We start from the raw sequence: 19,451 nt of genomic DNA on the forward strand, positions 1-19,451 counted from the left end.
CCTCTTAAATAAGGGCGCGCGACAGAAATATTCTTACAGTCTGAAATTTAGACTTATCTTTTGCTATTGTTTCATAAAAATGACTTTTGTTCAAGAATTGTTTGAATTTTTGTGACCATTAAATCAATCGCCACATGGTTATGGCCGCCTTCAGGGATAATTATATCAGCATATCGCTTCGTTGGCTCGATAAATTGATTATGCATTGGACGAACCACATTTAGGTATTGTTCAATAACGGAATCAAAGGTCCTGCCACGTTCACTAATGTCACGAGTTAGACGGCGGATGATTCGTAAATCTGCATCCGTATCTACGTACAATTTAATATCCATTAGATTCCGAAGCCGTTCGTCCTCTAGTACTAAAATCCCCTCCAAGATGATCACATCTTTTGGTTCCACAGGGATCACTTTGTCAGAACGCGTATGAATTGCATAATCATAAACAGGCTTTTGGATTGTTTCATATCGTAAAAGTTTTTCGATATGTTTAATAAGTAAATCGTTATCAAAGGCCAGTGGGTGATCATAATTAGTTTTTAAACGTTCTTCAAATGGTAAATTACTCTGGTCCTTATAATAATAATCCTGTTCAAGTACTAAAATGGAATGATCTTTCAAAGTTTCATAAATGGCCTTTGTTACACTGGTTTTTCCGGAGCCGGAGCCGCCGGTTACACCAATAACAACTGGTTTGCGCATCATGCTAGTTCTCCTTCCGCATCATGTTGTTAGGGTAGACCGGTTTGTCCAATTTAAATTGTACAATTTGAAGTGGATGTCTTGCAGCATCCAGTTCATTACCTTTTTCATCCCATATTTTATCAATTACATGTGTAAAGTTTTGAATCTCAGGTCCAAAAAACTCTACTTCTTCACCTGGTTTAAAATGGTTGCGCTGCTGAAGAGTAACCATTTGAGTTTCATGATTATAATCCAAAACAAGACCTGCAAATTCAAAATTTGTCTTCTTGCTATGATTACCAAACATTTGCTCTTTATACCCCGGAACACCTTCAAAAAATGCTGGTGCTGTTTCCCGATTTGCACACTTGTCTAATTCTGTTAACCATTCTTTCTGAATAACAAAATTCTCTGGATCGGCGCAATAGGCATCGATCACCTTACGATAAACACTAACGACTGTTGCAATATAGTGGATTGATTTCATCCGGCCTTCGATTTTTAAGCTATCAATACCAAGTTCAATCATTTGCGGGATTGCTTGGATTAAGTTAAGATCTTTCGGGCTCATTGCAAACGGAGCGTCTCCTTCTTCATAAAGAGCCACCTCTGAATTGCTGCCTTCTAGTTGGTAAAGATCATAATCCCAACGGCAGGATTGACAGCAGCCACCACGGTTTGAATCTCTTGCCGTCATATGGTTGCTTAATGTACAACGACCAGAATAAGCGATACACATTGCACCATGAATAAAGGTTTCAATCTCAACATCGACCTTTTCTTTCATTTCTCTAATTTCTTCCGCACTTACTTCGCGTGCTAAAACCACCCGTTCTGCCCCGGACTCTTTCCAGAACTGAGCTGCCTTCCAGTTAGAAAGTGATTGCTGTGTACTGATATGAATTTCAATCTCCGGTGCAAGACGGCGGCAAGTTTCAATAATTAACGGGTCTGCGACAATAATACCCGCAATTCCTGTTTCCTTCAAGCCCAGGATATATTCCTCTAAACCAGCTAAATTTTCGTTATGCGCAAATATATTGGTAGTTACATAAATCTTTGCTCCATATCCTCTTGCAAACTCTACTCCTTCTTTCATTTCTTCGAAGGTAAAGTTATCTGCGTTTGAACGAAGCCCATATTCCTGTCCACCGATAAACACAGCATCTGCACCATAATGGACAGCAATTTTTAACTTTTCAAGATTTCCAGCTGGAGCAAGGAGTTCCGGCTTCTTAACAATGACACGTTTTCCGTCGATAATTTCAGAAATCTTATCTTTAACTGTATTCATAGTTGAACCCCTCCTAATGTCTAGCTTCAGCGCATAGGAAAAAATGAACTACTTTTTCCCTGGGCAAGGCGCTTCCACTTTTCTGTTAATAAACTGTCTCTTTAAAAAAGAACCCAGTATCTAATGAACGATTTGCCGGCTGAATTTCTTCAATTGCAGCTAATAGCTCATCCTTTTTATCTTCATATGCATCAGGATCTTTGCTATACAAATCAATTGCTTCACGATAAGCCTTCGTAATAGCAAGAATATATTCTGAGCTTTTTAAGATTCCATCTATTTTAAACGAGTCTACACCCGCCTCGAGCATCTCTTGCAATTCATCAATGATACAAATGTCATTTGGACTCATAATATGGGTCCCATTTTCGTCTTCAAAAATGGGATATTTATTTTCACGTTCCTTATCATGAAGGAACATATTTTTTTCCATTTTTCGGTTTTCGATTTCCAAAACCTTCCCTTGGTACTCATAATAATTCCCTAACAGAGAGCGTTTGGATTGAAACATACAACTCATCCCATGAACTTGTACTTCAATTTCAACTTCTGCATTTTCTTTCGTTTCAAGAATGGCATCCATATTAATTTCTCGAGCTAAGACCGCTCTTTTAGCACCTTTTTTACCCCAATAGTTGCAAGTAAACCAATTTGTTCCGGTTGTCTCAGTACTCCAATGCAGTTTCATATCTGGTGCAATTTCTCTTGCTGTCATTAAAACGGCCGGATCGCCGAAAATAATCGCATCTGCCTTGACGTCCGATACAAATTTTATATAATCATTTAATTCATCGATTTTTTCATTATGAAAAATTGCATTCATGGCCACATATACTTTTTTACCTTTTGCATGGGCAAGTTCAATTGTTTTTTGAACATCTCCACGTGTAAATTCTCCAGCCAGTCGTAAGCCATAACGCTGTTCACCGACTACAAATGCGTCCGCACCTGCTTCAATTAATGGCAAGATATCATTGACTGTTATAGGAGTTACAAGTAATTCCGTTTTTTTCATTTACTCTCACCTCTTCTTTTGCTGATGGCAACCCCATCCCCGACGGGTAGAATGACAGAATCGTAATCAGGATGGTTCATTAACCAGTGGTTAAATTCATTAATTTTTTTTACGAGATTACGGATTCTTTTTGTTTCAATTTCTGGTTCTGCGACTAGGCCTTTAAATAAAACATTATCAGTAATGATCATTCCATCATCTTTTAGATATTTCGAATAAATCTCGAAGAACTTTTTATATTGACCTTTTGCTGCATCAATAAAAATGGCGTCAAATAAGGCATGTTCTTTTACAACATCCTCAACTTCTAGTGCATCACCTTTAATCAAAGTAATTTGATGACTAAGTTCCGAACGTTGAATAAATTGTTCAGCCACTTGTATACGTTCAACATCACGTTCGATGGTAACAATTTGGGAATATGGCAGAGCATAGGCCATCCGTAATGCGGAGTAACCAATTGCTGTTCCAACTTCGAGTATTCGATGAGAACGGTGAATCCGCAGCAATTGAAGCATCGTTTCTATACCTGCTAGTTCCATTATAGGAACATGATGAACACTCGCATAATTCTCCATTTCTGTGAATAACGGATTTCGTTCTGAAATAAGACCTTCAATATAAGAATGCAGCTTTTCATTTAACAAGCTGCCCTCACCTCTATCCTTAAATAAGAATTGCATGAATGATAGCAATTCTCTAAGTAAAATACTTTTATTATCTCTATCCATAATGGTCTTTAGACATGAAAAAATAGCGTTCACAGTAATCTTCAGCATTAACGGGCAAATTTCCGTCATCATGCATTCCAAGCAGTTGCTGCTTTGGTTACCTTTACTGTGAGTTACGCTATGGATCATTTATTAAAGGCTCTTTTCGTAAACTTTGTTGCTTCTGTAGCTTAATTAGAGTCATTTACTAAGTTTCTAGGCAATTTTCACAAAAGTTCTTACGAAAAGATGCCACGAAGTATAAAGTTATACGGGGTGATGAACTTATTCGAAAAACAATAATCTATGCGAAAATAGCCTTATTAAAACACTTGAACTATTTTACCATAAAACATATGGAGGTTTCAATATAAAAACGAGGGAAAGAATCGTACCCCCTCGTTCAAACAATTATTTTTTACTAGTGATATGCTTTGCTTTTTCTTTATTATGCTCCTCGAGTGTTTTTGTAAAAATAACATCCCCGTCAGCTGTTGCTATGAAATAATAAAAATCTGTGTCATTAGGATCAAGTGATGCCTCAATTGAAGACTTCCCGGCATTGGCAATTGGCCCAGGAGGTAAACCAGTATTTTGATATGTGTTGTATGGAGAATCCACTTCTAGATCCTTGTATAACACTCTGGCCTTGTGTTTTCCTTGCGCATAGAGAACGGTTGGATCCGTTTGGAGCATCATTCCCTTTTTTAAGCGATTATAAAAAACACTGGCGATGGTTTTCCGGTCTGCTTTTTCGGTTGCTTCTTCTTCGACTAATGAGGCCATTGTCAAAAGCTGATGAACCGAAAGCTTTTTCTTCTCACTTTCTTCTACATATCCAGATAATACTGTCCGTGTTTTAGAAAGCATAGCAGCTACCATTTCCTCTACAGAAGGATTCTTTTTGTAGAACGGATAGGTTGCAGGGTATAAATAACCCTCAAGAGGATATTTAACTGTAGAATTTAGGATTTCTTCTGTTAAGATATCAGGATATTTAGCCATCAGTGTTTTAACAAATTCTTTATCGTTTAATTTATTAAACACATCATTTTCATTCTGTTTAGTTGCTTTAGCCATAATGGCAGCTATTTCCTTCAGTTGTTTTCCTTCAGGAATGGTTATTTTAAAACTGGCCTGTGCCAGTACTTTTCCGGTTTTAAGGCGGCCGACGATTTCAGGGACATCCATCGAAGGACTTAGTTGATATTCGCCTGCCATAAATCCGCCTTCATTTTTTAGCTTGACATAATATTTAAATACCTTTGCGCTTTTGATTATGCCTTTTGATTCTAATATTTCAGCAATACCGGTTACCGATGAACCAATCGGTATATCCACCTGTTTAATATTTTTACTATCGGAGTCAACAGGTTTAAGCGCTGATTCTATATACAAATATCCTCCACCACTAATTAAGACGATTAATAATAGCAATAAAATGGAAATAATTAAAACAATCTTTCTGACAACTTTGGCTTCTTTCTGATGTTCTATCATTTTTTTGCGAATAACATCTTTTTTTGTATCTGTTTTGTCTATTGTCATACGACTCCCCCTTACCTTAAACCTATGGAATGACTGACTAGGTTTGTAATGTACTAATTTATGCTGAAATAAAATAGACATCTTAATTATTTCAGCACATAGTAAGAAAAATGTCAATTTAACGATTAATTTGTCAGAATTTATAAAAGAATAAGGGTAAATTTCATAAAAAAAACCGGCCAGAGAATCAGCCGGTTTATCATCATTATTTTATTCTTGGTCTTCTTGATCTTCGTTGAAGGTATTGAAAACTTCTTCAACCATATCCCATTCTTCTTCGGTTTCAATTTGCATTAACGGACCATATCCGCCGTCTTCCGTAGGAATATAGGCATAGACATGAATGTCGACATCCTCTTCCTCATCATCAAAAGATCCTACTGGATAGAAAAATACATATGATTTTTCAAACTCATCAGAATCAAAAGTAAAAAGTACTTCATGTAATTGTTCATTACCATTTTCGTCTACAAGTGTAATAAATTGATCTTCTTCATGTTCATGGTCGTGTTCGTTTACCATTTCTTCACCTCATTAATTTTTACTATCAAGATAGCCTTGCAGGATCATTACTGCTGCCATCTTATCAATTACTTTTTTCCGTTTTTTCCGACTTACATCGGCTTCAAGTAAAACGCGCTCCGCTGCCATAGTCGTAAGACGCTCGTCCCATAGGACTGTAGGCACTGCAAATTTATTTTCAATTTCAGTTGCATATTGCATACTCGCTTCAGCGCGTGGTCCAATTGTCCCGTTCATATTTTTCGGCAGGCCAATGACAACCTTTTCTACTTGATACTCTTTTATTAATTGACCAATTTCCTCAAAACCAAACACATTTTTTTCTTCATTGATTTTGAGAGTGGTGAGGCCCTGCGCAGTCCAGCCAAATTCATCACTTAACGCAACACCGACTGTTTTCGTGCCTACATCTAAACCCAATACTCGCATTCATTAACCCTCTCGCTGTTGTTTAAGATAGGATTTTACTAATTCCTCAATTATTTCATCACGTTCCAGCTTGCGAATTATATTGCGGGCATCACGATGACGCGGAATATAGGCTGGATCTCCTGATAAAAGATAACCAACAATTTGGTTAATCGGATTGTAGCCTTTTTCCTGCAAAGCTTCATAAACCTGAAGAAGAACATCATTTATATCGTGTTCAAATGGTTCTTCAGGAAAATTAAATCGCATCGTTTTGTCAAATGAGCTCATTGCATGCACCTCGCTTTTTATTAGAGGAAAAATGTTCTATTTCTTATCATTTTACACTACTTTGTTTTATTATCAAATGGATTTTACCCATTCCTCTACGAATTGAAGCGCTGCATCGAGCTTTTCAGGGTCTTTACCACCAGCTTGAGCCATGTCAGGACGTCCACCGCCACCACCGCCGCAGCGAGAAGCTACTTCTTTAATTAACTTACCTGCATGGTATCCTTTTTCAATAAGATCCTTCGTTACCGCTGCAATTAAGTTAACCTTTCCTTCGTGTGCACTACCCAAAACAATCACAACGGAGCCCAGCTTTTGCTTTAAATCATCAGCCATATTTCTTAGGTTGTTCATATCAGCACCTTGAACATTGGCTGCTAAAACTGTTACCCCATCAATTTCTTTGGCTTTTGTTACGAGGTTCCCAGCTTCAATATTGCCAAGTTTCGTTGCAAGAGATTCGTTTTCTCTATGAAGTTGCTTGATTTCCCCCATTAAGCTTTCAATGCGATTCACAATATCTTTTGGATTTGTTTTTAGCTTATCAGCCGCGTCCTTTAACAAGCTAACCTGATCATTTAGTGACTTGTATGCAGATTCACCAGTAACGGCTTCAATCCTTCTCGTTCCTGCGCCAATTCCACCTTCAGAGATGATTTTAAATAATCCAATCACCGATGTATTTGGTACATGGCATCCACCGCAAAGCTCAAGGCTGTAATCGCCCACTTTTACAACACGGACTATATCCCCATATTTTTCGCCAAAAAGAGCCATAGCTCCCATTGCTTTTGCTTCAGCAATTGGTTTTAAGCTGATGTCCAGTTCGATATTTTTCCAGATCTTTTCATTGACGATTTTTTCGACTTGTTCAAGTTCTTCTGGTTTAATTTGACCAAAATGCGAAAAGTCAAAACGGAGACGATCAGGTTCTACAAGGGAACCAGCTTGATTAACGTGCTCACCAAGAACGTCTTTTAAGGCTTGGTGCAACAAATGTGTTGCTGTATGGTTTTTGATAATCTTGACACGATTTTCCGCATCCACTTCAGCAGTTACCTTGTCGTTGGTCTTTAATGTTCCAGCTTTAACAACGACCTGATGGAGGTTTTGGCCATTAGGAGCTTTTTGAACGTCTCTAACAGCAACGCTGCATCCTTCGCCTTCGATCATACCACGGTCGGCAATTTGTCCGCCGCTCTCTGCGTAGAATGGTGTCACATCAAGAATTAATTGTACTTCTTCACCACTTGTTGCAGTGTCCACAAGTTCACCATTTTTAATAATGGCTGCCACAGTTGAATTCGTTTTGAGTTCATTGTAACCAACAAATTTACTTTCGACCTTTACATCTCCAAGAACCCCGCCTTGAACCTGCATCGAATCAACATCCTGTCTTGCTGCCCGGGCACGTTCACGCTGTTGCTCCATTTCTACCTCGAAGCCAGTATGATCAACTTTCATCCCTTCTTCTTCTGCATATTCCTCAGTTAATTCAACAGGGAATCCATATGTGTCGTAAAGGCGGAAAATATCAGCGCCTGTAATGGTATCACTGCCTTTTTCTTTTTCCTTCTTAATCACAGTAGCAAGAATTGCTAAGCCTTCATGGAGTGTCTCATGGAAGCGTTCTTCCTCACTTTTGATGACTTTTTGAATAAACTCTGTTTTGTCCTTTACTTCTGGATAGAAATCATCCATGATCTCGCCAACCACTGGAACGAGTTCAAACATGAAAGGACGATTAATATTAATTTGTTTGGCATAACGGACCGCTCTACGCAGCAGACGGCGTAGTACATATCCGCGGCCTTCGTTTGATGGCAGTGCCCCATCACCAACAGCAAAGGCAACGGTACGAATATGGTCAGCAATTACTTTGAAAGCCACATCAATTTCTTTATTTTGTCCGTATTTTTCACCGGAAATTTCTTCTGTTGCCCGAATAATTGGGATAAATAAATCTGTATCAAAATTAGTAGGGACGTTTTGAACAACAGAAGCCATTCGTTCTAATCCCATCCCCGTATCAATATTTTTCTTTGGCAGCGGTGTATAGGTGCCATCAGGGTTATGGTTGAATTGAGAAAATACTAGATTCCAGACTTCAAGATAACGATCATTTTCACCGCCAGGGTAAAGCTCAGGATCTGATGGGTCATTGCCATACTCTGGCCCGCGATCATAAAAAATTTCTGTATTCGGACCGCTTGGACCTTCACCAATATCCCAGAAATTCCCTTCAAGACGGATAATACGTTCTTCTGGCAGGCCAATGGTGTTATGCCAAATCTCGTATGCTTCGTTGTCCTCCGGGTGGATGGTAACCGAAAGGAGTTCCGGATCCCAACCTATCCACTTTTCCGATGTTAAGAATTCCCATGCCCACTCAATCGCTTCCACTTTAAAATACTCACCAATGGAAAAGTTCCCGAGCATCTCAAAGAATGTATGGTGACGAGCTGTCTTCCCAACATTCTCAATGTCATTAGTTCTAATTGATTTCTGTGCATTGGTAATTCGCGGATTTTCTGGAACAACCCGTCCATCAAAATATTTCTTTAATGTGGCAACACCACTGTTAATCCATAATAGTGAAGGATCATCGTGGGGCACAAGTGATGCACTTGGCTCAATTGCGTGACCTTTTTCTTTGTTAAAAAACTCTAAAAACATGGAACGAATTTGTGAACCTGTTAAATTTTTCATATGTAGACCTCCTTTAATTATAAAAAAGCATACAAAAAAGCCCTCATCCCCAAAAACAGGGACGAGAGCTTGCCTCGCGGTACCACCCTGATTACGGATACCATTACTCGTATCCATCTCTCAAAAATCCCTTAACGCGGGTATACGGCAGTGATTAGCTGCACTCCGGATTAGCTTTCAGTCGTCCTTCATCTAGAGCTTCTTTCAGCCAAGGAAGCCCCTCTCTTCTACGCAAATCGTTACAGATGGTCTACAACATACTTTATCCTTCAACATTTTCATACAATTATTCTATATCACGAATTATAGCCACACGAAAAAAGTTTGTCAATCAATCTTCAACTAATGTAGGAGGTTCTTTTGCTTTCTTTTTAATAAAATGATTTTTCGCGTGAACAATAGCTACTTTTAAAACAACCAGGACCGGAACTGCTAAGATTAGTCCAAGTATCCCCCCAACTTCTCCCCCAGCCGTTAACGCAATCATAATAATTAAGGGGTGCATGTGAAGACTTTTCCCAACAATCAGGGGTGATAAGATGTTTCCTTCAAGAAATTGAAGCCCAAAAACAATAACTAATGTAACCAAAACCAATTTAACTGACGAAGTGGCAGCAATGATTACCGCTGGGACGGCCCCAATAATGGGTCCAAAATAGGGTATAACATTGGTCACTCCTACAATTAGCCCTAATATTAACGGGTATTTTAAATGAAACAACCAAAACAATAGGGCAGAGACACTGCCAATAATGATACAAACCAATAGTTGCCCCCTGATGTAGCTGCCTAGGGATTCATCCACATCTTTTAAGAAGAATGTTCCTTTTTTCCGCCACTTTTTAGGTGTTATATACCAGAGTGTTCGTTTAATCAATGGAAAATCCTTTAACATATAAAAAGCAATGAACGGAATAATCATCAAGATTAGTGCCGAATTAAGAAACCTAATTAAAATATTAACAATCACTGTCAAAAGGGAGTCCAACTTTTTTTCAAACGCATTAATCCCCTCATCAATTCTTGATTGCAGACCATCAGGCCATTCTCTGGTATTCGATTCAAGCTTAGCAATCCACCCCCTATATTGTTCTGCTAAAACAGGTGCACTGTCGGAGAGGTCTTTTAATTGGTCAATCATCGCCGGAACGCCTTTATAAATGCCTAAGCCAATGCCTCCAAAAAATAAAATATATATTAGAAAAATAGCAAGTCCTCGGTGCACCCCTTTTTGATGCAATTTCTCCACAATCGGATGGAGCAGATAAGTAATAAATCCTCCAATCGCAAAGGGGAGAATAATAATGGTCACTACCCTAAGAATAGGCAGCCAGAAAAAGCGGATTTTTAGAAAAACATAAATAGCACTTAATAAAAGGAGTAAAAAACCGATACGGTAATACCATTTCATTCGAATTTCCACGTTTTCGAGCCTCCTTTAAGTTAGTTTTAGAGACCCATGGTAGAATTATGCACCTCAAAAAAGAAAGTACTTGTTTGGTACACAAAAATCCCCCTCAAGATGAGGGGGAAATCGTTTTAAAATAGCGCACGTCTGACTTTCTTTGTCATTCTTCTCATATTGCGCGCTGACATCATATTATTTCTAGTGGCCACATTATAAGCAGCCAGCCCAGCACCAAAAGCAATCATTGTCGTCATCATTTTATTCATACGTTTCACCTCTTTAATAGACGTTAAATAAGTTTCATTCTAACTTTTTATAACTGTCTAACTTAGCGTTTCCGCTTTTTTTCTTAAAGGGTGTAACGACGCTCTTCTTCTTCAAACAAATCATCTAAGGAACTAAGTGACCCGTCTTCTTCGACTTGATGGGTATTGATAAGGCCTTTGTTTACTGTAAGTTCGATAAAGCAATTCCAGCAATAAAATTGGTTAATACCAATCTTACCGATATCTTTGCTTTGACAATTGGGACAATTAAACATGAAAAGACACCTCACGTATTTTTTACGTCTACGATAATGGCATCCTTTCCGATTGCTAAGGGCTTCCCGGATTGAATGACTTGTTTGCCTTCCGTAAGATCCGAAAAGAAGCCATCCGTGATTTCGTACCCTATGATTGTGCCCAATTCTTCCTGAAAATATACATCTTTTAACAAACCGAGGGATTCTCCACTTTTCGAAAGCATCATCATCCCATCTAATGGCTGTTGATGAGTAAATGTATATTCTGGATCTTTCAGCTTTTCTAAAGAGCCGTTATCCTCAATCATTACCCCATCTGCACCGAAGGAAGTCACTTTGTGTATATCCAAGAAAAAGGATTGTTTGAAAAAAACGCCTCTTTTAACAAGTAAGCCTGTTACCTTACCATTGCTAGTGATACATAGATCACAAACCTCACCAATTTTCTGACCGCTTTTTGTTTCAAAAACAGGCTGCCCTTTTAATAACGAAAATGTCCGCAAAGAGTGTCCCTCCTCCTGTGAACATTCATAGTGTTAGTCATTTAACATAAAATCATAAGGTGAAACGTTTTCCATGCCAACCATTGGATTAGCCTGCATGATTTCCTCCTCATAGGACAAGACAGTGACTAATTTTTCACCATCTTCATTTTTCACATTAGGCGGATTTAGTTCAAGCTTTTCGTTAATAGGCGGTTTAGCCGCTATAAACTCTTGCAGCTTTTGACACAAAGATGTTTGGCGAGAAAGTTCATCCGCTCTTTCGACGCCCATTTTAAGGGCATCTACTTCCCCGCATAGAATCAAGGATTGTTTACTTCTTGTAATTGCTGTATAGATCAAATTTCTACGTAACATTCGATAATAGCTTCTTGTCACTGGTAAGATGACAATTGGGAATTCACTGCCCTGCGATTTATGGACGGAACAACAATAAGCGTGGGTGATTTGATTTAAGTCTTGCCTAGTATATTCAACTTCATTGCCTTCAAAGGAAATATAAATCATATCCTGTTTTTCAGTATTTTCTTTTGCATAAATAATCGAGATAATTTCCCCAATATCCCCGTTAAAGACATTGCTCTCAGGTTGGTTTACCAACTGGAGTACCTTATCGCCAATCCGATATTTTACCTCCCCAAAGGCAATTTCCTTTCTTTTCCCGTCAGGATTGGGATTAAAAATTTCCTGCAATAACACATTCAAACGGTCAATACCAGCCGGCCCTCTATACATGGGCGCCAACACTTGAATATCTTTTGCCGAATAGCCTTTATTTTTTGCATTTTGAGCTACCTTCTCAACCACCTGTGCAACCTGTGCTGTAGAGCATTTAATAAACGAGCGATCTGCTTGCTTCATGGTAATATCTGCAGGCAAATACCCTTTTTTTATCTCATGGGCAAGTTCAATAATCGATGAACCTTCTGCTTGACGGTAAATATCCGTTAATCGTACCGTCGGGATTCGTTCAGAGGTCAGCAAATCTTTTAACACCTGGCCTGGACCAACTGACGGCAATTGATCTTCATCGCCAACCATAATGACCTGAATATTTGCAGGGAGCGCCTTAAACAATTGATTTGCGAGCCATATATCGAGCATGGAGGTTTCATCTACGATGATAATTTTCCCTTCCAACGGGCTCGTATCATCGCGGTCGAACCCTTCAGTGCCATTAAACCCAAGAAGACGATGAATGGTCACGGCCGGCAGTCCAGTGGATTCACTCATCCTTTTTGCCGCTCTTCCTGTCGGGGCTGCCAATAGGAACGGAAAAGGTTCGCCTTTTTTTTGGTAGTCCTTAGGCTCTAAGGAACAGCCATGCAGTTCTGCATAAAGTTCAACAATTCCTTTGATGACCGTTGTTTTACCCGTTCCTGGTCCACCAGTTAAGATCAACATCGGCGACATTAACGCCGTTTGGATGGCCTCACGCTGCGAGGGTGCATAATGTACTCCAAGCCGTTCCTCTAAACTTCCTAATGAGAGAAGAAATTCAGATTCTGGAAATTGATCCTTATATTCCGTTTGTTCAAGAATCTGCTGGATGTTCGTTACAAGCCCTTTTTCTGCAAAATATAAGGATGGTAAGTACACACGTTTCTCTTCACCAATTAATTTACCCTCTTCTTGCAGCTTGATGATTTCATTAGATATATCTATGTATTCAATTTGATCACGCTTGTTTTCTTCTAAAAGTGTTTTTACTTGTTCTAATAAGTCCTCAGCATTTATATAGACATGTCCGGTCTGCATGCTTTCATTTTCAAGGATATAGAGACAGGCTGCTTTGATCCGGTCGGGATGGTTACCCGAAATACCCAGTTGGTACCCCAGTTCATCTGCCCGGCCAAAGCCAATTCCTTCGATATCTTCAACAAGTTTATATGGATTCTTCTGCATAATTTCAAGTGTTTCATCTTTATATGCCTGATAAATCCGCATCGAAATCTGTGGTCCAAATCCATACTGGTTTAAAGCCACCATTACTTGCTCTAGTCCTTGATGTTCCATCAATGTATCGTATAGCATTTTTGCTTTTTCAGGAGGGAGTTTTGGAATGGAATCAAGCAAGGACGGCTGGTTAAGTATTTTTGAGATGGCGTTTTCTCCTAAGGTTTCAACGATGTTTTCAGCAGTCTTCTTTCCGATTCCTTTAAACATTTCTCCCGATAAGTAGTTGATTACCCCTTGCTTCGATTGGGGCATGTCCTTGCGGAAATGATTGGTATGGAATTGCAGCCCAAACTTTGGATGATCCTTAAATTCTCCGAAAAAGATATAGGTTTCTTGTTCATGAATTTTTGGAAAATAGCCGGTGACCACTGCCTCTTTGTCCTCATACGAATGATTGGTTTCATCAACTCTTATCCGTAAAACTGTGTACAGGTTCTGTTCATTGTGAAAAATGGTGACAATCGGTCTTCCCTTTACAAATTTACCTTGTTCTGCAAATAAATCCAACGTGTCTTGCTTTTCCATTTGGCTCCCTCCCTTCTAGAAAAATAAGGACGATTATTGATTGCTTTCAATTAATTTTTTCGCGTGACCTGCAAGTAGATGATCTGGTTGAATGTCGAGTGCTTTATTGAACATTTCTAGCGCTTTCGCAGGCTGGTCTTGAAAAGCGTAACTAACACCTAAATTATAATAGGCATCCGAATGATCGGGATCTAACTCGATGCATTTTTCAAATTGAGTGACTGCTTCAGCAATTAATTCTAGCTGGGCAAGACATAATCCGTATTGAAAACGGGCTTCTGCATCATTTTCATTTAACTCTACACTTCTTTGTAAATAAGGGAGCGCAAATTTCCCTTGCTCCAATTGAACAAAGGTCATCCCTAACATGAAGTAATTATCGCTTGATTGCAAGCCCTTTTTCATGGCTGTCTCAAACATATTTTTGGCTTCATTGAAAAGGTCTTTGCTAAATAACAAAGTCCCAATACTATAATAAGCCGCCGCAGCATTCTCATCTATTTCAATTGCCTTTTGATAAAAATTAAGTGCCTTTTCGTCGTCACCAACCGCGGAAAGAACATTCCCGAAATTAATATAGGCAACGGGGTCGTTTGGGTTTTCTTGAATGGCTTCATTAAAGGCCTTTGCTGCCTCTTCTAAATTACCATCCTGCATGTATTGTACACCTAATTGGTTTTTATCCATTTTTACCACTCCAATCTAAGAGAAAGTATATCATATTTCTTTACAAAAAAACCTGACTCCATTAATAGGAATCAGGTTAGAATTAACCAACATATGTTAAACGTTCACCATTTTTAAAAACTTTATCAATCGTCCCACCGCCGAGACATTCATCACCATTGTAAAAAACAACAGCTTGTCCTGGCGTGATGGCGCGAATCGGTTCATCAAAAATAACCTCAACTTGACCATCCTCTAATAGACGCACGGTTACGTTATTGTCATCCTGACGATAGCGAAATTTCGCGGTACATTTAAATTCAGCTGGTTTTTCCCGGTTCGATACCCAGCTGACACCGACAGCTGTAATGGAGTCTGAATATAGTTTTTCATTATGAAAACCTTGGCCTACATAAAGGATATTTCTCTCTAAATCCTTACCGATGGCAAACCATGGTTCACCTGAACCGCCAATCCCCAGGCCATGACGTTGGCCAATCGTATGATACATTAAACCCTCGTGCTTGCCTTTGACTTCTCCATCAAACGTTTCCATGTTCCCTGGCTGGGCCGGCAAATATTGGCCTAAGAACTCTTTAAAATTCCGTTCTCCAATAAAACAAATCCCTGTGCTATCTTTTTTTGTAGCAGTAGCAAGGTTTGCTTCCTTGGCAATTTCACGAACTCTAGGTTTCTCAAGATTTCCAATTGGGAACATCACCTTACTTAATTGATCTTGAGTCAGCTGGTTCAAGAAATAAGTTTGATCTTTATTTTCGTCAAGACCGCGGAGCATTTTATATTCTCCATCACGATATTCTACTTGAGCATAGTGTCCTGTAGCTAAATAGTCCGCCCCTAAATTCACTGCATGCTCAAGGAAGGCTTTAAATTTAATTTCCTTATTGCACATAACATCTGGATTAGGGGTCCGGCCTGCTTTATATTCTTCAAGGAAATAGGTAAATACCTTGTCCCAATATTGTTTTTCAAAATTAACAGCATAATAAGGGATGCCGATTTGATTACACACACGAATAACATCCTCATAATCTTCTGTTGCCGTACAGAAACCAGTATCATCCGTGTCATCCCAGTTTTTCATAAATATGCCGATCACATCGTAGCCCTGCTGCTTCAATAAAAGTGCTGCCACGGAAGAATCTACTCCACCAGACATGCCTACAACCACTCTTGTATTTTTCGGATCTTTTCTTTCCATTGATTTTCACCTCTCTTTTTCAAAAAGCTATCTTGCATTTATTTTTTCAAACGTGTAACAATTCGGGCCGTTTCTTCTGCCGTCTTAACTACGTCTTCAATTGTAGTATTATAGCCAAAGCTGAAACGAATGGAATTGGTTAATCGTTCGGATTGTTTACCAAACATGGCAACAAGTACGTGGGATGGTTCAATCGAGCCAGCTGTACATGCCGAACCACTCGATACCGCAATTCCCGCTAAATCGAGATTGACTAGCATTGCTTCCACACTTGTCCCAGGAAAGCTTAAGTTTAATACATGTGGCAAGGAATTTTCAAGTAATCCGTTTATGTCAAATTCTACATCTAGCTCCTGGAGCTTTCCGATCAAAGATCTTTTCAATTCGATGAATTGTTCGCGCTTGGCCTCACGATTTTCATTTGAAACTAAAACAGCTTCATGAAATCCAACAATCGCGGCAATATTTTCGGTCCCTGCACGTCTTTTTCTTTCTTGCTCACCGCCAAAGGATCGTGGAGAAAGTTTCACGTTTGACCTTGCATAAAGGAAACCTGTTCCTTTTGGTCCATTGATTTTGTGGGCAGAGACAGATAACAAATCAATGAAGTTTTGGTTGACGTCAATTTTTTCAACACCATAGGCTTGGACAGCATCTGTATGGAACTTTGCTTGATGATCTTTTAATAACTGACCTATCTCCGAAATTGGTTGGAGCGTCCCTACTTCATTGTTACCATACATAATCGACACTAAAATGGTATCTTCCCTTAAAGCCGCTCGAAGTTCAGCCAAGGAAATTTGCCCTTTTTCATCTACGGGTAAATAAGTGACTTCAAAACCCATTTTTTCTAATTTTCCGCAAGCGTGGAGAACAGCATGGTGCTCCACTTCAGAGGTAATTATATGTTTGCCATGATGCTGATAGGTTTCAGCTACTCCAAACAACGCCATATTATCTGCTTCTGTTCCACCACTTGTAAAAATAATCTCGTTTTCCTTTGCGCCAATGCTGCCTGCTAAAACCGAGCGCGCTTGATCAATCAGATGACGGGCTTCCCTTCCAAAAGAATGGATGCTAGAAGGATTTCCGAAAGTTGATTGCATCACCTCGAGCATTTTTTCAATAACCTTTGGATGCATAGGCGATGTTGCAGCATGGTCGAGATAGATTCGTTCCACATTTACACCTTCTATCAAAATAATTCTCAATATTACTTTTTTACCCTAAATGTAAAACATATATCCTTCTGGCTCTTCGTCATTACTATGATTCGCTAAATCTTCTAACGTCGTGTTGTCCAAAACGTCCTTAATCGCATCCCGGATTCGAATCCACAATTCCCGCTTTGCAGGTTCTTCATCTTCAATTCCTTCCACTGGTGTAATTGGTCCTTCAAGGACACGGATTACATCTCCAGCTGTTATTTTAGATGGAATGTCAGTTAAAATATAGCCACCGTATGCACCCCGAATGCTTTTTACTAAACCTGCATTACGCAATGGAGCAATTAATTGTTCTAAATAATGTTCGGATAGTTCATTTGCTTGTGCAATCGTTTTTAATGAAGTTGGACCCTCACCGTGTTTTTTAGCAAGTTCAATCATAATCGTTAAACCATAGCGACCCTTTGTTGAAATTTTCATATCGCACCTCTATTCGTATCAATCTATTTATTTAAAAAGAAAATGACGTTCTTAGCTGTACCTACAATGGAACTACAATTAGTGTATAAAGCACCATCCTAACATAATAAAGGCGGTGTGAGCAGAGCTAGGCTTCACCATTTTAATGTGGTAAATGACTATTTTTCACTAAAACTTGATTTACCGATTCGCCATGCGACGCTCCGCCCCTTTTCCACAAATTCCATAGTAATTTGATAGGCATTAAAATTATATCATATTCTTCTTTAATATGCTTTTTCAACAGAAAATGATAAAGTAAGGCTATATAAAGTCAGATTGTTATTAAAGGCTCTTTTCGTAAACTTTGTTGCTTTGGAAGCATAATAAGTGACATTTACTAGGATTAACAGGCATATTTGCTAATAGTCTTACGAAAAGATGCCATGAAGCATTTAGGAATACGGGTTTTTGAACCTATACGAAAAAAAACAATCTATGCGAAAACAGCCTTATTAAATTTTGGAGAGATGTAACATGCAGCAGCAAAAGCCTTTAGCATTTCGGATGCGGCCTAGAACGATCGAAGAAGTTGTCGGGCAGCAGCATTTGGTTGGTGATGGGAAAATAATTTCAAGAATGGTGAAAGCGAAACAATTGACCTCGATGATCTTATACGGACCGCCTGGCATTGGCAAAACATCGATTGCCAGTGCGATTGCCGGCAGCACAAAATACGCCTTCCGCACACTTAACGCCGTAACTAATAATAAAAAAGATATGGAAATTGTTGCCGCCGAGGCAAAAATGTCTGGTAAAGTCATTTTGCTCCTCGATGAAGTCCATCGTTTAGATAAAGGAAAACAAGATTTTTTATTACCTTACCTAGAAAACGGAATGATTGTATTAATCGGGGCAACCACAAGTAATCCATATCATGCAATCAATCCAGCAATCCGGAGCCGCTGTCAGATTTTTGAGTTAAAGCCACTAACACCTGATGAAGTGAAACTCGCATTAAATCGCGCCCTAGAGGATGAGGAACGGGGTTTAGGCAAATTAAGAGTAGAAATTGCGGATGAAGCACTGATGCATTTTGCCCAAGGATCAAATGGGGACCTAAGAAGCTCGTTAAACGCCTTAGAATTAGCGGTACTATCAACCGATAAAAATGAAAATGACGTCATCCCTATCGATGTGGAAACAGCCGAAGAATGTTTGCAGAAAAAGAGCCTTGTTGCCGATAAAGACGGGGATGGGCATTATGATGTCCTGTCTGCATTTCAGAAGTCGATCCGCGGAAGTGACGTCAATGCTGCTCTCCATTATCTCGGTAGATTAATTGAAGCAGGAGACCTGCCGAGTATCAGCCGGAGATTAATTGTGATCGCCTATGAAGATGTCGGGTTAGCCAATCCACAAGCTGGTGCTCGCACGTTGGCAACGATTGAAACGGCGGAAAGAATCGGTTTTCCCGAGGCAAGAATTCCCCTAGCTAATGCGGTAATTGAATTATGCCTGTCACCAAAATCCAACTCTGCTGTCCTAGCTATTCAGGCTGCACTCGAAGATATTCAAAAAGGTATTGTCGGCGAAGTTCCTGACCACCTCAAGGATGCTCATTATAAAGGAGCTAAGGAGCTTGGTAGAGGAATCGACTACAAGTACCCTCACGACTATGAGAACGGCTGGGTCCCGCAACAATACTTGCCCAACAAACTAAAAAACAAACAATACTACCAGCCAAAGAAAACCGGAAAATTCGAACAGGCCCTCGCCCTCGTATACGAAAAGTTAACCAGGAAAAAATAAGGTGTCAGGCACCATGTGAAAAATT

The 19,451-nt window shown here is 39.3% G+C and carries 19 protein-coding genes and 1 other annotated feature; of the genes, 1 reads left to right on the forward strand and 18 read right to left on the reverse strand.

The features are described 5' to 3' along the window. Positions 1-71 precede the first annotated feature (71 nt). From udk to cymR, 18 genes are all read right to left on the reverse strand, one after another. Positions 72-707, reverse strand: a complete 636-nt coding sequence (udk, locus tag ACJ004_RS15140; RefSeq protein WP_410893896.1) for a uridine kinase — start codon at positions 705-707, stop codon at positions 72-74. Position 708: 1 nt separating this feature from the next. Next, positions 709-1,980, reverse strand: coding sequence for a peptidase U32 family protein (locus tag ACJ004_RS15145; protein WP_410893897.1), 1,272 nt, complete (start codon positions 1,978-1,980; stop codon positions 709-711). Positions 1,981-2,065: 85 nt separating this feature from the next. Next, entirely contained in the window at positions 2,066-2,995 is a 930-nt protein-coding gene (locus ACJ004_RS15150) for a peptidase U32 family protein (RefSeq protein WP_410893898.1), read from the reverse strand. Beyond that, the gene (locus ACJ004_RS15155) at positions 2,992-3,642 is read right to left on the reverse strand and encodes an O-methyltransferase (RefSeq protein WP_410893941.1); all 651 of its coding nucleotides are present in this window, start codon (positions 3,640-3,642) and stop codon (positions 2,992-2,994) included. Before ACJ004_RS15155 ends, ACJ004_RS15150 begins: the two co-directional genes overlap by 4 nt. 474 nt (positions 3,643-4,116) lie before the next feature. Further along, positions 4,117-5,253, reverse strand: a complete 1,137-nt coding sequence (gene mltG, locus ACJ004_RS15160; protein WP_410893900.1) for an endolytic transglycosylase MltG — start codon at positions 5,251-5,253, stop codon at positions 4,117-4,119. 210 nt (positions 5,254-5,463) lie between these two features. Beyond that, positions 5,464-5,775: a DUF1292 domain-containing protein gene (locus ACJ004_RS15165; RefSeq protein WP_410893902.1), complete on the reverse strand. Its 312-nt coding sequence runs from the start codon at positions 5,773-5,775 to the stop codon at positions 5,464-5,466. Positions 5,776-5,787: 12 nt separating this feature from the next. Beyond that, positions 5,788-6,204 carry a Holliday junction resolvase RuvX gene (gene ruvX, locus ACJ004_RS15170; protein ID WP_410893904.1) on the reverse strand — a complete coding sequence of 139 codons (417 nt, stop codon included), beginning with the start codon at positions 6,202-6,204 and terminating at the stop codon, positions 5,788-5,790. Positions 6,205-6,207: 3 nt separating this feature from the next. Continuing rightward, entirely contained in the window at positions 6,208-6,474 is a 267-nt protein-coding gene (locus ACJ004_RS15175; RefSeq protein ID WP_066257787.1) for an IreB family regulatory phosphoprotein, read from the reverse strand. 72 nt (positions 6,475-6,546) lie between these two features. Next, positions 6,547-9,183: an alanine--tRNA ligase gene (gene alaS / locus ACJ004_RS15180; RefSeq protein ID WP_410893906.1), complete on the reverse strand. Its 2,637-nt coding sequence runs from the start codon at positions 9,181-9,183 to the stop codon at positions 6,547-6,549. Between the two features lie 54 nt (positions 9,184-9,237). Continuing rightward, positions 9,238-9,465: a binding site (T-box leader), on the reverse strand. A 49-nt stretch (positions 9,466-9,514) separates the two neighbouring features. Further along, positions 9,515-10,606 carry an AI-2E family transporter gene (locus tag ACJ004_RS15185; RefSeq protein ID WP_410893908.1) on the reverse strand — a complete coding sequence of 364 codons (1,092 nt, stop codon included), beginning with the start codon at positions 10,604-10,606 and terminating at the stop codon, positions 9,515-9,517. Between the two features lie 116 nt (positions 10,607-10,722). Next, positions 10,723-10,857 (reverse strand): YrzQ family protein, encoded by a 135-nt coding sequence (locus ACJ004_RS15190; RefSeq protein WP_410893943.1) that lies wholly within the window; start codon positions 10,855-10,857, stop codon positions 10,723-10,725. A gap of 83 nt (positions 10,858-10,940) precedes the next feature. Further along, a complete protein-coding gene (locus ACJ004_RS15195; RefSeq protein WP_410893910.1) occupies positions 10,941-11,132 on the reverse strand; it encodes a hypothetical protein in 192 nt (63 codons plus the stop codon). 11 nt (positions 11,133-11,143) lie between these two features. Beyond that, positions 11,144-11,617, reverse strand: a complete 474-nt coding sequence (locus ACJ004_RS15200; protein WP_410893912.1) for a PRC-barrel domain-containing protein — start codon at positions 11,615-11,617, stop codon at positions 11,144-11,146. A gap of 33 nt (positions 11,618-11,650) precedes the next feature. Further along, entirely contained in the window at positions 11,651-14,101 is a 2,451-nt protein-coding gene (gene recD2 / locus ACJ004_RS15205; RefSeq protein WP_410893914.1) for an SF1B family DNA helicase RecD2, read from the reverse strand. Between the two features lie 33 nt (positions 14,102-14,134). Beyond that, positions 14,135-14,788, reverse strand: a complete 654-nt coding sequence (locus ACJ004_RS15210; protein WP_410893916.1) for a tetratricopeptide repeat protein — start codon at positions 14,786-14,788, stop codon at positions 14,135-14,137. Positions 14,789-14,870: 82 nt separating this feature from the next. Next, positions 14,871-15,989, reverse strand: a complete 1,119-nt coding sequence (mnmA, locus tag ACJ004_RS15215) for a tRNA 2-thiouridine(34) synthase MnmA (RefSeq protein WP_410893918.1) — start codon at positions 15,987-15,989, stop codon at positions 14,871-14,873. 38 nt (positions 15,990-16,027) lie between these two features. Continuing rightward, on the reverse strand, positions 16,028-17,170 hold the full coding sequence (locus ACJ004_RS15220; RefSeq protein WP_410893919.1) for a cysteine desulfurase family protein: 1,143 nt from the start codon (positions 17,168-17,170) through the stop codon (positions 16,028-16,030). A 45-nt stretch (positions 17,171-17,215) separates the two neighbouring features. Continuing rightward, on the reverse strand, positions 17,216-17,635 hold the full coding sequence (gene cymR, locus ACJ004_RS15225) for a cysteine metabolism transcriptional regulator CymR (RefSeq protein ID WP_410893920.1): 420 nt from the start codon (positions 17,633-17,635) through the stop codon (positions 17,216-17,218). A 516-nt stretch (positions 17,636-18,151) separates the two neighbouring features. Here cymR and ACJ004_RS15230 point away from each other — a divergent pair. Further along, a complete protein-coding gene (locus ACJ004_RS15230; protein WP_410893922.1) occupies positions 18,152-19,426 on the forward strand; it encodes a replication-associated recombination protein A in 1,275 nt (424 codons plus the stop codon). The last annotated feature ends 25 nt before the right edge of the window (positions 19,427-19,451 follow it).

It is taken from the genome of Neobacillus sp. 204, from assembly GCF_046562815.1.
In the GTDB taxonomy this organism is placed as follows: domain Bacteria; phylum Bacillota; class Bacilli; order Bacillales; family Cytobacillaceae; genus Neobacillus.